Source organism: Sneathiella sp. D3-11 (assembly GCF_055809395.1).
On the sequence record NZ_CM147911.1, the window covers coordinates 2,046,014 to 2,060,368 of the forward strand.

The following is a 14,355-nucleotide window of genomic DNA, read 5'->3' on the forward strand; positions in this document are numbered from 1 at the left end:
CGACATGATACGCACAATCTTCGTCTTCGCCCTGATCGTTATCATCGCGATGGCGGCTGTCTGGCTCTCCGATTATCCCGGAGATGTCCGCCTGACGTGGGGCGGCTATGTGGTTGAGACGTCGGTGGTAGTCGTGGGCGCAATAGCGCTTGTCTTTGCGGTGCTGGTGGCGCTGGCTTACCGATTCTGGATATGGATCAAGCATGGCCCCGGACGGATTGGTGAAATTTTCTCGGCACGTCGTCGCGATAAAGGGCTTGAGGCGATTTCCAGCGGCATGGTGGCTATCGCCGCCGGGGATGCGGATGAGGCACGCCGTCAGGCAATCGCAGCGGAAAAACACCTCTCCGGAGAGCCAATGACATTATTGCTCGCGGCGCAGGCTGCTGAGCTCAATGACGATAATCGCGCGGCCAGCATCTATTATGATCGCATGATGGCGCGTGAGGATACGGAATTTCTCGGGTTGCGAGGTCTGATTAACCGGGCAATTAAGGAAGGCGACCTTGAAAAAGCACGTGACCTCGCCAAACGGGCGGATGAGTTGCGACCCGGCACGGCTTGGGTGTTAAAAGAACTTTATGAACTTGCCCTGAAACTCCGGGACTGGGAAGGCGCAGAGAGCGCCCTCACGCGACTTGCCCGCGGGAAGAAGGCAAAGGGCGATATAGTCCGGCGTGCCAAAGCTGTTATTACCTATGAGCAGGCTCTTATCGCAACAAAGGAGAAGCGCCAAGCGGACGCCCTCTCTCTTGCACAGCAGGCTCACGATCTCGATCCGACCTTCGTGCCCGCCGCGGCGCTTGATGTGAAGCTAACGGCGGAGCAGGGATCAAGCCGTAAGCTACACAAGCTGATCGGGGAAGCCTGGAACCATGCACCGCACCGAGATCTGGCGGAGGCGATCCGTAATACGGTCTCCGGCGAACAACCAGCCGACTGGTTCCGCCGGGCGAAAGAAACCGTGGCGCCACATAATCCGGAGCATGTTGAGACCCATTTGATGCTGGCCAAGGCAGCGCTTGCTTCGCGCGATTGGGGACCGGCGCGGGAGCATCTGATGAAAGCGGGCGGGGCCAACCCCTCAGCTGGTATCTTGCGAATGCTGGCGGAGCTAGAGGAAAAGGCCAATGCTGATGCTTTTGCGGCCCGCGAATGGATAGTCAAAAGTTCCGTCGCCCCGCAGGATCCGCTGTGGATTTGCGATTCCTGTGGTCGGCAGGAAGAGAAATGGCAGGCGCATTGCCCGGCCTGTGACAGTTTTGATAGTTTCACTTGGCGAACGGCAGATCGCGGGGCCCATAGTCCCGACATGATTGAGGCGGAGATTGTCCGCGAAATCAGCGCGAGCAGCTAATCGCGGGGCAATCTGGGATAGCCGCACGAAACGCTTGCTCTTCTTTTCGGGACAGACTATATGTTGCCGAAATTCACGATGTGCCGCTGTAGCTCAGTTGGTAGAGCACCGCATTCGTAATGCGTAGGTCGCCTGTTCGAGTCAGGCCAGCGGCACCATTTCCCTGAAAAACATACATTTGCTTTGATTGAGTAAAGCAGACAATGCCGTCAGGAAAAATCAGGCTACGTATCGGCGCCAGGTTTTCAGGCTGCTGATGTCTGTCGCGTCGTGGGTGCCTGCGGCTTCACAGACAAAGCCTTTTACTCTGCTCCCATCGCTTAAGGATATCGTCCCAATTGCAAGTGGAAATGGGATGTTTTCCATGAAAAGCCCCATATTCTCTTTTGGCAGAGCCCAGACCTCAAGATCTATTTCAAAACCCTTTCCGGGGTCAGTTCGAACCAATCCTGGGCGATCCGGCGGGCCTCCAGCCAAGGCAAAAAACTGGTAGTCATTTGTTGTCGATGCTGTTCGGATGAAGCGTCCGCCGCGCGAGGTAAGCTCTTTGTTTAGCGGTAAGCCAGACATATGCGCGCCGCAAACGACAATCTCAATTTCATTGCCGCTGAGAGAAGCAGCAGATTGTTTTGTTGAGGACGGAATGATCCAATCTGTTGCTCCCAATTTGGGTTGCGTCCGAGATTGAATTTCCTGGCCGATCACTGCAATTTCCGCGTCTTGTCCTGCCGGCGCAAGAAGGGTCAGGCTGCCCGGTCGACCGTCACTTCTAGGGCCGGTCGGGAAGGAAAGGGCGCACATATCCAATAAATTGACAAAGTTGGTATAAGTCCCAAAATTTGAGTTCGGTGTTACAGGATCTTTCTCCAAGTCTTCCACTTTATAAAATGTCGGGATGGTCGGAACGCATAAATAGTCCAAGGTCGCCAGTATTGGCTCCGCTAATCGTTTTAGGTGTTCCAGCTTGTACATGCCGCGGAAAACGTCTGCTGATGAGAACTTCTCCGCAACGGAAATGATATCGCGTGTGACAGGGTGAATGGCGTCAGGGTTCGAACTCAACAACTCTTCGATAGTTGTGTAGCGTTCAGCGACCCAAGCCCCTTCATACAACATTTGCGCCACATTATAAAAAGGAGTGAAATCAATTTCGATAATTTCTGCACCTAGTTTCGTAAGTTCCTCAAGCCCCTTGCGAAAAGAGACCTCCTGTACTTTGTCTCCGAAAAATTTGATAGATTTTGAATCAGGGATTCCCACCTTGAACCGGGGCGGAATAGCAGACAAAGGTTTAGCTGTAATTTTTCGGGAATAGCTATCCGCAGCATCAAATTTACAAGCGACTTCAAAGACTTTGTAGGCATCACCGACGGTTAGTGCGAACACGGAAATGGTATCCAGTGTCCGGCAGGCAGGAACTACGCCCGACGCAGACAAAGCGCCAAGTGTTGGTTTCAATCCGACAATATTGTTAAGAGCGGCCGGTACACGACCGGAGCCAGCTGTGTCTGTTCCAAGGGAGAAACAGGCGAAACCATGAGCGACAGAAACTGCGGATCCTGAAGACGATCCGCCCGGTACAATTTCTGGATCGATCGCATTTTTAGGCGGGCTATAGGGCGACCGGACTCCAACGAGGCCGGTTGCAAATTGATCTAAATTCACTTTTCCCAATAATAGAGCGCCAGCTTCTTTTAAGCATTTGACGACGAATGCATCCTCTTTGGCAACGTAGCTGTAGGCGGGGCAGGCCGCAGTCGTTGGTTTTCCTCCGGCATCAATGTTGTCCTTAATAACGTAAGGAATTCCCCATAAGGGTCTGCTATCATCAAATTCCCCAAGCTCGCGGGCCGCCGCCAGCACTTCTTCTCTATCCAGTATATGGATAAAGATACCCGGATCATTGACCGCCTGAATGCGCGAAAATGCCTGCTCAACGATTTCCGTGGCCTTCATGCCCTTTCGATAGGAGTCGTGTAGTGCCGAAATTGTAAAGGGAATACTATTCATGAAAATACCTGTGGGAATTAGGCTGCTGTCAAACCGCTGGGCGGCTTTGGTACTGTGGATAAAAGAGTGCGGGTATAATCCGAAGAGGGCTGGCCCATGACAATTTCAGTAGGACCCTGTTCAACAATTTCACCATCCCGCATGACAATGACATAGTCACTCAAGAGCCGAACCACCTGCAGGTCATGACTGACAAACAGGAAACTCATTCCAAGCTTTGCTCTCAAATCTGCGAGGAGATTGAGAACGATAGCCTGAATGGAGACATCGAGGGCGGCTGTTGGTTCATCGAGGATTAGGAATTTCGGATTGACTGAAATCGCTTTTGCGATGCCCACACGCGCTTTCTGCCCTCCGGAGAGTTGGTGAGGAAAGCGGTCGAGGAGATGGATGGGCAGACCAACAAGGTCAGCGAGTTCCTCAATTCGACTATTTAAAGCCGAGCCTCGCAGCTTCACTAATTGCTTGAGAGGGTCTGCTATGGATTGGCGTGCGGTAAATCGGGGGTTAAGACTATCGGTGGCGTCCTGAAAGACCATCTGGATATCGGTGCGTCGTGGGTCCTTCGCGAAAGCTTTGGCAGAAATTTCGGTCAGATCGTCGCCATTAAATAATATCCTGCCCGAACTGCTATCCAGAAGTCGCACCAGCATGGATGAGGTCGTCGATTTTCCGCAGCCGGATTCTCCGACTAGACCAACGGTTTGGCCTTCAAAAATTTTGAAGGAGACCCCTTTAACTGCGTCGATCGGTCCTGATTTACCTTTATAGGTTTTTTTGAGATCCTGAACCTCAAGTAAAGGAAATTCACTGATTTGACGCGGTGCTAAAGGTAAATTCCCACCGTCCGGTAACAAATCTCGAATAGAGCTGCCTTTCGAGGGTGTCGCCTTCACGAGCTTTTGGGTATAGGGATGCTCTGGCGACGAAAATATTTTTTGAGGGGTCCCTTTTTCAACAACTTCCCCGTTTTTCATAACAGAGATTTGGTCGCAATATTCTGTAGCCAAGCCCAGATCATGAGTGATCAGGATCGCGCTCATTTCACGATCGCGGATTAATTCCAGAACCAGGTCCATCACCGCTTTTTGAGTGGTGATATCCAGCCCGGTCGTCGGTTCATCGGCTATCAAAAGGCGAGGGTTGCAGGCGAGCGCAATGGCTATAACGACACGTTGACACATGCCGCCGGAAAGCTCAAAGGGGTAGGCATCGTAGCGTTCCGCCGCATCTCTGATTTTTACGGCCTCAAGCGCTTCAATTGCTTTTTCTTTTGCAGTGTATCGCGTGGCTTGGGCATGTTGGCGTAGGACATCTTCTAATTGGTGTCCGATCTTTCTTATGGGGTTTAGCGCCGCCCTAGGGTTTTGAAATATCATCGATATTTCTCGGCCGCGGATTTCCGTCATTTGTTGCTCGGAGGCATTGCGTAAATCAATGCCGCTATAGATAATCTCGCCCTGACGGATGATCCCGCCTCTGTCGAGAATACGCATCAGGGCATATGACGTAACTGATTTACCCGAACCGGATTCACCGACAATCCCCAGGATCTGTCCTTTTGCAACTTCCAAAGAGACACCGCAGACAGCATCGACTCTGCCCCGCCGGGTATTGAAAGATACATTTAGATCTTTGATTGACAGCATGATCAGGTCCTTTGCCGCGGATCAACCATATCGCGCAGGCCATCGCCGAGTAGATTAAAGGTGAAGACTGCCAGCATGAGCCAAAGACCTGGAAAAACGGCAAGCCACCATTCCCCAGAAACGATGAAATTAGCGCCTTCGGCGACCATGATGCCCCATTCGGGGGTCGGGGGTCGCACGCCCAACCCAATAAAGCTCAGCCCGGCAGCATTCAGGATAGCCCATCCCAGATTAAGTGAAATCTGGACCATCATGGGCGGGAGCGTGTTGGGGAAAATATGAAGTGCCAATATTCGAATATCTGAATTTCCGGAGAGTTTTGCTGATTGGACAAAGCCTGCATTGCGCCGGATGTTAACTTCTGCCCGCACCAGCCGGGCATAGAAAGGGACATTAATGATGGCGGTCGCATACACGATATTTTCGACAGTATTTCCGAGTGCGGCAACAATCCCCATGGCCAGCACAAAGATGGGGAAGGCCATAATGGTATCGAGTGTGCGACTCAGGATAATGTCTAATTTACCGCCCCAGTAACCAGCAACGCTACCAAGGAAAGATCCAACAACAAATGAAATGGCAACGGCCGAGACAGCGATAAGAAGATCCAGCCTTGTCGCGGAAATTACCCGGCTAAAGACATCCCTGCCTAGCGGGTCGGTTCCAAACCAATGCTGTAAGCTGGGTGGTTGCAGGACATTTTCTGAATCTGATGCAAGCGGATCATAGGGAACCAGTTGCTGTCCGAAGAGAGCGGAAAGAACATAGAAGCCGAACAGGGCAAAGGCGATCAGCGTAACAGGGTTTTCCTTCATTATATAAAGGATATGGGTAATGCTGTTTGAAGTATTATCAGCTCCTGGATCCGTATTTTCGCTGAATACTGTCATTTCGTGTCGAATCCTATACGGGGATCGATAACGCTGTATGTCAAATCGATCACGAGATTGAGAGTTACAAAAAGGAGCGCCATGGCAAGAACAAATCCTTGAACGGCGGCGTAATCCGAAACGACGAGAGCCTCAACGGCGTAAGATCCAATGCCGGGCCATGCAAAGACTTTTTCTACCAATACATTCGCACCGAGGGAGAATGAGAAGACCATCCCTAACGTGGTAATGATCGGAAGAAGCGCATTCCGGAAGGCATATCCGTATGTAACTTTGTGGTCACCTAAACCGGCGGCTCTTGCTGTCCGAATGAAATCTGATGACAGGGCACTCAGCATGGCGGCACGTGTCATTCGTGCAATTGGTGCCAGAGTGAAAAGAGCCAGTGTGATTGCGGGAAGGATAAGTTGCTTGAGGGAGGCAAACCAGGTTTCCCAGTCCCCGGCAATCAACGCGTCAATTAAATAGAATCCCGTCACGTTGTCTGGTTCGATATATAAGAAATCCAACCGCCCAAGAGGAGACGGGGCCAATCCAAGGAGGTAATAGAAAACATAGATGAGTAGTATCCCTGTAAAAAATGTGGGCAGGGATACACCGGCGGTTACCAATATTCGGCACAATTGATCGACAAATGATCCAGGGTTCTTGGCGGCAAGTACGCCGATTGGAATGGCGATGGCGCAAGAGAGGATCAACGCGGTCAGGGTAAGTTCCAATGAAGCTGGAAGCCGGTTCGCCAGGTCTTCTGCGACCGGCTGTCCACTGTATACGGATTGACCGAAGTCACCCTGCAACAAATCTGCGACATATTGTAGGAACTGAATAGGCAGGGGTTTATCCAGACCCATTGATGTTCTGATTTGGGCAATTGACTCCTCGTCTGCGGCCGCTCCTGCGAAATAGACTGCAGGATCCCCGGGAAGTGCGCGCGTCAACACAAAGCTGATGACAACCACTCCAATGACAACGGGAATAGCCTGAACGAGCCGAAGGAGAATGGCGCGCAAACGAGGAGACATAAATCAAGCCCCTTTCAACGGACGAATATCCAGTTGGCGATGGAACCAGAATTCGTAATCCTTGGCACCATTAGCTGCGACATTGAGCGCGGGCTGCCAAAGCGGAATACGCGGAAGGTCCTCGAAGGCAATCTCGAACATACGCATAATTTTTGGTGCGTATTGTGGGTCATCCATCGGCATATGCAGAGTGGTGTCGACAAGGCTTTCAATTTCCGGGTTCATGTAGTTTGAGGAATTGAATAGATGTCCTTTTTTATACGCCCAGAAGAAATAGTAATCGGGTGTATTAAGCCATCCACCGAAGTTTTCGAGATGAAGCGGGAGCTTCTTCTCAACCAACGCGGCGGTTCTCCAGTTGGCGCCAGGTATCTTCTCAATTTCTGTTGAAATACCAATCTTTTCCAAGTTTTCCTGAATTAGCAATGCTGTTGGCTCCATCCAGTCCGCCAGCCCAAGGCTGATGGAGAACGGAACGGAAAACCCGTCGGCAAAACCGGATTGGGCCATAAGTTCTTTCGCTTTATCCAAATCCGTAAAATATGGAGATTTGCGCGGCCACTCGATTGAGTCGATCGTGTCCGGACCTCCCCATAAGCGGGCCCCTCTACCATAAGCGGCTGTCTGGAAGATTTCTTCATATGGAATGGAGTAAGCGACCGCTTTTCGAACATTGGAGTCCTGGAACGGCTCGAATGTATTATTCAGACCAACACAATGCATGCAGTTTTCTATCGGCGTTGAATAGACGTCTAGTTTTTCCGCTAACTCCTTTGCATCTTTATTTGGAATGTTGAATGATAGCTGGACGTCCCCTTTTTCGATCAGAGCACGACGCGTGGAAGGGTTAGGTACTTCCCTGACAATGACGCGTTTAATCGCAGGAAGTGGCCCGCCTACCCAATTGTCATTGCGTTCGTATACAAGCTGTTCTCCGGGGTTCCACTTCAGAACCTTAAAGGCACCAGATCCGGCGGCTGTTTTGTGAAGATACTCGGTAGCCCAGGGATCTTTCTCCGTTGCATGAGCTTTCGCGACCTTTGAGTTAATTACAATAGGCACAGGCACAGCTAAGTCCGGCAAAGTGAGTTTCGAGGCTTTTTCTAATGTAATGACGAAGGTTTCATCATCAATTGCCTCAAACTGCTCTGGCTTGACCAGACCGCCGGCCTTCATTTGTACACTCGGAAATCCGCCAACAGAAACAGCCCGGTCAAAGGACCATTTGACATCCGCTGCGGTTACTTTTGTTCCGTCCCAGAATGTTGCGTCCGGCTTAATCTTGAAGGTGAGCTTTAATCCGTCGTCAGAGACACTCCAGCTCTCCGCCAGTTCTGGTTCGATTTTAGTGTAATCGTAAGAAAGTCCACCGCCAGGGGCTTCTTTCGTTCCAAAGGATACCAAGCGGTCATAGCAATTAACGGCGACCTGATAGCTGGCTCTGTTAGTTCCTTTGCGGTGCAGATCAAGACTATTTATTGTTTGGCCTGTCACAGCGACAATGACATCGCCACTGGCCGCCTGTGCGGGCAATACCTTCAGGAAAGGTAAGCTGGCCACACCCAGCGCCCCACCTGACATTTTAAGAAAATTCCTTCTGGACGTTGATAGAGTCATCGTAATTCCTTTCAGCGCATAAAACTCGAATGGGGATTCTTGCGTATTGGATTAAACCGTGCCTCTTTCTTCGTGGTATTTCCAATGCTATAAATTCACAAAAGCGGTGCATTTTTTGCACCGGTTAAAAATGAGGGGCGATTGTGAAGCACTTACAGACGTTTCATTTGATCGAAGCCGTGAGCCGAGCAGGTTCTATTCGGAAAGCGGCTGAAGATATGAATATTACGGCGTCCGCCCTGAATCGGCGGATACAGCGGTTTGAGTCAGAATTTGGTTCGCAAATATTCGAGCGACTCCCCCGTGGCGTCCGCTTGAATCCGGCCGGTGAGCTGGTGTTACAGCATATTCGGAGTCAAATTTCGGATTTGACTAGAGTCCAGAATCAGGTGGCCGATCTTTCAGGGGAGCGCCGGGGACATATTTCAATTGCTTGCTCACAAGCACTTCTTCCGTATTTCCTGCCCGCTGAAATAGCGAGGTATCGCACTGAACATCCTCGGGTCAGTTTTTCAGTAAATGTAAGGGATAGAGCACAAGCGGAAGAGGAGCTAAGCACATTCGCCAGTGATTTGGCTTTGGTGTTCGAGCCTGTTCACCTTGTGGACTTTGAGGTGATTTGTGCGATTCCCAGCCGGTTACCGTTTTAATGTCGCCGGACCACCCCTTAGCGAGAGCGGATGAGATCCGATTGCGAGATTGTTTAGACTACCCACATGTCTTGCCCACAACTCATATCGCAATTCGACATTTGATAGAGGCATCGGCACACCGCCTTTCCAGAACAACCGCGCCAATTGTTGAAACGGATTCCTTCGAGTTTATGCGACATTATGTGTTGCGGGAAAAATGTATTGGTTTTCAGATTCCGATCGGCTTGAAAGACGATCCTGCACGGCCTTATGTTACGAAAGAAATTTCAAGTAAGGATATTCCTGTCGGTAATCTTTTCCTGGGCCAGTTAAAAGGGCGTACACTCCCGGTTGCTTCTGCTCGATTTGCTCTGCGAATCGCAGCAATTCTTGAAGAACGCTATGATGTCTGACTGATGGCCTAATGTCTTGGCGCAGAAGTGAGCTGTCTTATCCCATCCTCTCGGATGCATAGCTTCCCGGGCTTGCTGGAAAGACGACCGTCTTGCTGCCGTTTATAAAAACTCGCCGATGAATATGCGCATGAATGGCTCGGGAGAGGACTTGGCTTTCCACATCGCGACCAAGGCTGACGTAATCTGCCGGACTTTGCGCATGGCTGACACGAACAGTGTCCTGTTCGATAATTGGACCTTCGTCGAGATCAGCTGTCACATAATGGGACGTTGCCCCGATCAGTTTGACCCCTCGCTCGAACGCCTGCTTATAGGGGTTGGCGCCCTTGAAGCTTGGCAGGAAGGAATGGTGGATATTTATGATCCGACCGGACATCTTCTTGCACATCTCATCGGACAGAACCTGCATGTAACGAGCAAGGACAATAAGCTCGGCGCCCGTTTCCTCGACTATTGCCATTTGCCGAGCTTCGGCTTCTTTCTTATTCTCCTTCGTCACCTTGATATGATGGAAGGGGATATCGTGATTAACGACGACTTTTTGATACTCGAAATGATTGGAAATGACCGCGACAATCTCGATCGGTAGCGCGCCGATCCGCCAGCGATATAATAGATCGTTGAGGCAGTGCCCGAAACGGGACACCATGATTACGACTTTCATCTTCTCCGATTCATCATGGAAGCTAAATTCCATACTCAGGCGTTCGCCAATCTCTGCAAATTCACCAGTCAGTTCAGCCAAGCCCTTTCCCTCTTCGCTCTGGAAGCTGATCCGCATGAAAAAGTTACCGGTTTCCTGATCATCGAATTGGGCGCTGTCCGTGATATTGCAGCCGTTTGCGGCGAGAAATTCGGAAATAGCAGCAACAATTCCGCGCGTAGATTTGCATTTTACGGTGAGCGCAAATGATTGCATGGGTATTTACTTTCCTGAGAGATCGGTCGTCAGGCAACACTATGCGCCGCTGTGACGAAGGTATGATGAAGTGAAGCCGCTGAGGAACGTGGTCCAAGAATTGTGAAATTCCTAACTGATTCACGGCAAATAATCAAGCAGCCCAAATGCTCGATTAGGCATCGCGTGGCATCGCCCGACGACATTGCTTTGCTATTTAGGTTGCAAATCCGTTCCAGAAGCGGAACAAGGTTATCGCCTGTAATGTCGAAAACGGCCCAGCCATCGGACTGCTCTGTGACGCTTGCGGCGTCGGTGACGAAATTATTTATCTCGTCGGCATAATCAGGATGGTCTGACAGCGATGCCATCAGGAACCACTGATGCACCCCCACCCATATGGCCGTTATATCTTCAGCGAATTGGGCTTGGCCATGACCCGGCAGGCCGGCTCCCAGTAATGGCTTGAGAAGGTTTTGTAAGTCCTGCTCCGTACCCATACGGGCAGACAGAGAAACGATGGCAAGATCGGGGTTTTCGCTGATGGTAATCCCGCCGATTTTCTTAATCACAGGGACGGTTTTTCCAAGCGCAGTCAATGGAGCAAGCAAATTTTCAGACACGGAGTCGCACTCCTTCCGGGTCGATGAAATGAGGAATAGTGACGGTTATCTGAATATCCATGTTGTCGAGCGGACTCACGATCCGGAGCACCTCGCCATGGCGGTTCTCCCCTTTTTTAAGAAAGGCGAGAGCAATGGAAGAGCCGATATGCGGCGAATAGGCGGCAGAGGTGACCCAACCTTGATCATTCTTCGCATTGGCGGGATCTCCGACGCTCATGAGATGCGCGCCGGATAGGATTGTATCTTCGGCGTATACTGGTCTCAGCCCGACCAGCCGATAATCATCCTCCCGCATAAGATGCGGGCGTCCTGCGAGAACCCGACCAATGCTGTCTTTCTTTTGCGAAACCATGCGCCCCAAGCCGAGCATGGCGGCGGTGCTCTGGCCGTTCAGCTCATTCCCCGCGGCATGCCCCTTCTCGATCCGCAACACACCAAGAGCTTCTGTGCCATAGGGGACAATATCAAACTCCTCGCCCACGTCCATCAGCCGGCGGATGAGCGCGTCTCCATAGCGCGCCGGCACGGCAATCTCATAGGCAAGCTCGCCGGAGAAGGAAATCCGGAATAGCCTTGCGCGCAAACCGCTGCATATAGTGATCTCCCCGCAGGCCATATAGGTAAAGGCCTCGTTCGAAATGTCATGCTCCGGGTCGACTATTTTCTGAAGGAGCTGGCGGGAATTCGGTCCGGCAACGGCAAATTGCGCCCAGGCCTCGGTTGTCGAGATCAGCTGGACGTCGAGCCCCGGCCAGAGGCATTGGCGGCAAAATTCCATATGACGGAAGACGGAAACTGCATTAGCGGTTGTCGTCGTGACAACAAAATGATCCTCTGCGAGCCGCGCTGCGGTCCCGTCATCCATGGCCATGCCGTCCTCGCGCAACATCAGGCCATAACGTGTCTTGCCAACGGGCAGCTTGGCGAAACCATTGCAATATACATGGTTGAGGAATTTTGCCGCATCCGCCCCCTGCACGTCGATCTTGCCCAACGTCGTCACATCGCAGATGCCGACGGATTTTCGCACCGCCAGCACCTCCCGGTCGACGGATTGCCGCCAATGGGTTTCCCCTTCTATCGGAAACCATTGCGCCCGCAGCCAGTTGCCCGCCTCAACGAAGATAGCACCCTGCTCCTCGGCCCATTTGTGACTGGGCGTGAGGCGGTAGGGGCGAAAGTTTTTACCCCGGGACCGTCCGGCGAATGCTCCTATGGAGACCGGCGTATAAGGCGGGCGAAAGATGGTAGTGCCAACATCGGGGATGGTTTTCCCTTCAAGATCAGCAAGGATGGCAAGCGCGCCGAGGTTAGCAGTCTTTCCCTGATCTGTCGCCATTCCAAGGGTGGTATAACGCTTGACATGCTCGACAGACTTGAACCCTTCCTGATGGGCGAGTTTGATGTCCTTAACTGTGACATCATTCTGCAAATCCAGCCAGGCGCGGCCCTTTCCACCCTTTACATACCAGAAGGGGGCGATATTGACGGGTGCACCCTCCGCTTGAGGCAGATCCGGTAGATGGGCTGAGATATCCAAATCCTTTAGCGCTTCGATTGTTTTATCTGCGCCGGATTGAAGAGCCTCATGAGTCGAGAAAAGCCCCGCCGCGGCTCCGGCAACGCGGAGTAGGGGATCGCTATCCGGCACGGGCACAAACGCGGAGATGTGATCATTCCAGACCGGGCGCCCTCGTTTATGACAGGTCAGGTGGACATTGGGATTCCATCCCCCCGCGATACCGAGCGCGCCGCAGGTTAAATCCTTCACCGATCCGTCCTGAAGTCGGACTTTTACGGATTTGAGGCCCAGTCGACCGCGGCTGTCGATAATTTTCGCTCCAGAAAGGACTTCAAATTCCGGCGAAGTAGGGGCATCGGCACGGCTATCGACTAGCGCGGCGATCTTAACCCCTTTCGCATTCAGATCACGTGCGGTGCGGTGACCGTCATCATTGTTGGTAAAAATAGCAACTTCTTTTGCCGGCGCTACTGCCCATCGGTTGGCGTAGGCGCGCATGGCGCCCGCCAGCATCACGCCCGGTCTGTCGTTATTGTCAAAGGTGATGGGCCGTTCCGTCGCTCCGGCAGTGAGTAGTGTTCGCTTTGCATAAATCCGCCAGAGTATTTGGCGAGGCTTCTGAGATGGTGGTTCCGGAAGATGATCTGTTACTCGCTCGACTGCGCCAAAGATACCATGATCATATTGGCCAAAAACGGTTGTCCGCGTCATTAGACGAACATTTGGCAGGTTTGACAACTCCCCGACAACCTCCGCAATCCAGTCATTTGCATGCTGATCTGTGAGAAGCCCGGTGTCAGCGAGTAAGCGGCCACCAAATGTGAAATCTTCCTCGGCCAGAATAACCTCGGCTCCCGCTCGGCCGGCAGTCTGCGCCGCGACAAGCCCGCTCGGGCCTGCGCCAATTACAAGTAGGTCGCAGTGCAGGAAGCCCTTGTCATAATCGTCTGGATCCTCCTCCCCTGAGAGATGGCCAAGGCCGGCAGCGCGGCGGATAAAGGGTTCGTATATTTTTTCCCAGAAAGCGGCAGGCCACATGAAGGTTTTGTAGTAAAAACCTGCTGACAAGAAAGAAGAGAGCCTGTCATTTATCGCCATGACATCAAAGCGAAGGGATGGAAAGCGGTTCTGGCTTTGCGCCTCCAACCCATCGTAAAGTTCTGCAACAGTGGCGCGGGTGTTTGGCTCACGCCGAGCGCCGCTTCGAAGTTCGACAAGGGCATTCGGTTCCTCTGATCCAGCGGAGAAAACACCGCGCGGGCGATGATACTTGAAACTCCGGCCCATCAGCCGAACATCATTCGCAAGAAGCGCAGACGCAAGGGTATCGCCAGCATAGCCGGAATAATTCTTCCCATCGAAGGAGAAGGAGAGGCGGTGATTCCGGTCGATCTGGCCACCGTCGAGACGGTTTTTCTGGCTCATCTGTCCCGCCCCCGCCGCTTAGCATAGTCGACCGCCAGCTCGACATGAGTAATTTCATGGGATGCCGTATCGCGCGTCACCACCAGCCATGATCGATCCCCTTGTTCATGGAACCAGAGTTCTTGATGGCTGCCCGCTGGATTATCCCGAAGATAGAGATAATCATGAAAGTCATTGAGTGCTGTTTCCGCCATTGCATCCGGGCGATCGATCAGGCTGGCGTCACCAAGATAGACAAATTCCTGTGCATCGCGCGGGCCGAGTAAGGGATGGTTGATAATCATGCGCGCC

Annotated in this window: 12 protein-coding genes and 1 tRNA gene; 4 read left to right on the forward strand and 9 right to left on the reverse strand. The window is 52.0% G+C overall.

What is annotated here, in order from left to right:
• Positions 1–4 precede the first annotated feature (4 nt).
• Both AC0L73_RS10425 and AC0L73_RS10430 read left to right on the forward strand, forming a co-directional pair.
• Positions 5–1,357: a heme biosynthesis HemY N-terminal domain-containing protein gene (locus AC0L73_RS10425; RefSeq protein ID WP_473653699.1), complete on the forward strand. Its 1,353-nt coding sequence runs from the start codon at positions 5–7 to the stop codon at positions 1,355–1,357.
• 82 nt (positions 1,358–1,439) lie between these two features.
• Positions 1,440–1,515: transfer RNA gene (locus AC0L73_RS10430), tRNA-Thr, on the forward strand.
• Positions 1,516–1,576: 61 nt separating this feature from the next.
• Here the strand turns inward: AC0L73_RS10430 and atzF are convergent.
• Genes atzF through AC0L73_RS10455 form a run of 5 tightly spaced genes read right to left on the reverse strand, consistent with a single transcriptional unit; the run spans position 1,577 to position 8,545 of the window.
• Complete coding sequence (atzF, locus tag AC0L73_RS10435) at positions 1,577–3,367, reverse strand: allophanate hydrolase (protein WP_473653700.1); 1,791 nt, start codon at positions 3,365–3,367, stop codon at positions 1,577–1,579.
• Between the two features lie 17 nt (positions 3,368–3,384).
• A complete protein-coding gene (locus tag AC0L73_RS10440) occupies positions 3,385–5,016 on the reverse strand; it encodes a dipeptide ABC transporter ATP-binding protein (protein WP_473653701.1) in 1,632 nt (543 codons plus the stop codon).
• A 2-nt stretch (positions 5,017–5,018) separates the two neighbouring features.
• Positions 5,019–5,906, reverse strand: coding sequence for an ABC transporter permease (locus AC0L73_RS10445; RefSeq protein WP_473653702.1), 888 nt, complete (start codon positions 5,904–5,906; stop codon positions 5,019–5,021).
• On the reverse strand, positions 5,903–6,928 hold the full coding sequence (locus AC0L73_RS10450) for an ABC transporter permease (RefSeq protein ID WP_473653703.1): 1,026 nt from the start codon (positions 6,926–6,928) through the stop codon (positions 5,903–5,905). Before AC0L73_RS10450 ends, AC0L73_RS10445 begins: the two co-directional genes overlap by 4 nt.
• Before the next feature lie 3 nt (positions 6,929–6,931).
• Positions 6,932–8,545, reverse strand: a complete 1,614-nt coding sequence (locus AC0L73_RS10455; RefSeq protein WP_227948281.1) for an ABC transporter substrate-binding protein — start codon at positions 8,543–8,545, stop codon at positions 6,932–6,934.
• A 143-nt stretch (positions 8,546–8,688) separates the two neighbouring features.
• On the opposite strand from AC0L73_RS10455, the gene AC0L73_RS10460 reads away from it, so the two are divergent.
• Positions 8,689–9,195 (forward strand): LysR family transcriptional regulator, encoded by a 507-nt coding sequence (locus tag AC0L73_RS10460; protein ID WP_473653704.1) that lies wholly within the window; start codon positions 8,689–8,691, stop codon positions 9,193–9,195.
• Complete coding sequence (locus tag AC0L73_RS10465) at positions 9,195–9,590, forward strand: LysR substrate-binding domain-containing protein (protein WP_473653705.1); 396 nt, start codon at positions 9,195–9,197, stop codon at positions 9,588–9,590. Before AC0L73_RS10460 ends, AC0L73_RS10465 begins: the two co-directional genes overlap by 1 nt.
• A 37-nt stretch (positions 9,591–9,627) precedes the next feature.
• Here AC0L73_RS10465 and purU read toward each other — a convergent pair whose 3' ends face one another.
• From purU to AC0L73_RS10485, 4 genes are read right to left on the reverse strand one after another with little or no spacing between them, the layout of a single operon-like run.
• Positions 9,628–10,512, reverse strand: coding sequence for a formyltetrahydrofolate deformylase (gene purU / locus AC0L73_RS10470; protein WP_227948279.1), 885 nt, complete (start codon positions 10,510–10,512; stop codon positions 9,628–9,630).
• Between the two features lie 29 nt (positions 10,513–10,541).
• Complete coding sequence (locus AC0L73_RS10475; RefSeq protein WP_473653706.1) at positions 10,542–11,114, reverse strand: sarcosine oxidase subunit gamma; 573 nt, start codon at positions 11,112–11,114, stop codon at positions 10,542–10,544.
• Positions 11,107–14,064, reverse strand: coding sequence for a sarcosine oxidase subunit alpha family protein (locus AC0L73_RS10480; RefSeq protein ID WP_227948277.1), 2,958 nt, complete (start codon positions 14,062–14,064; stop codon positions 11,107–11,109). The genes AC0L73_RS10475 and AC0L73_RS10480 overlap by 8 nt, the downstream gene beginning before the upstream one ends.
• Positions 14,061–14,348, reverse strand: coding sequence for a sarcosine oxidase subunit delta (locus AC0L73_RS10485; RefSeq protein WP_415776492.1), 288 nt, complete (start codon positions 14,346–14,348; stop codon positions 14,061–14,063). Before AC0L73_RS10485 ends, AC0L73_RS10480 begins: the two co-directional genes overlap by 4 nt.
• Positions 14,349–14,355 lie beyond the last annotated feature (7 nt).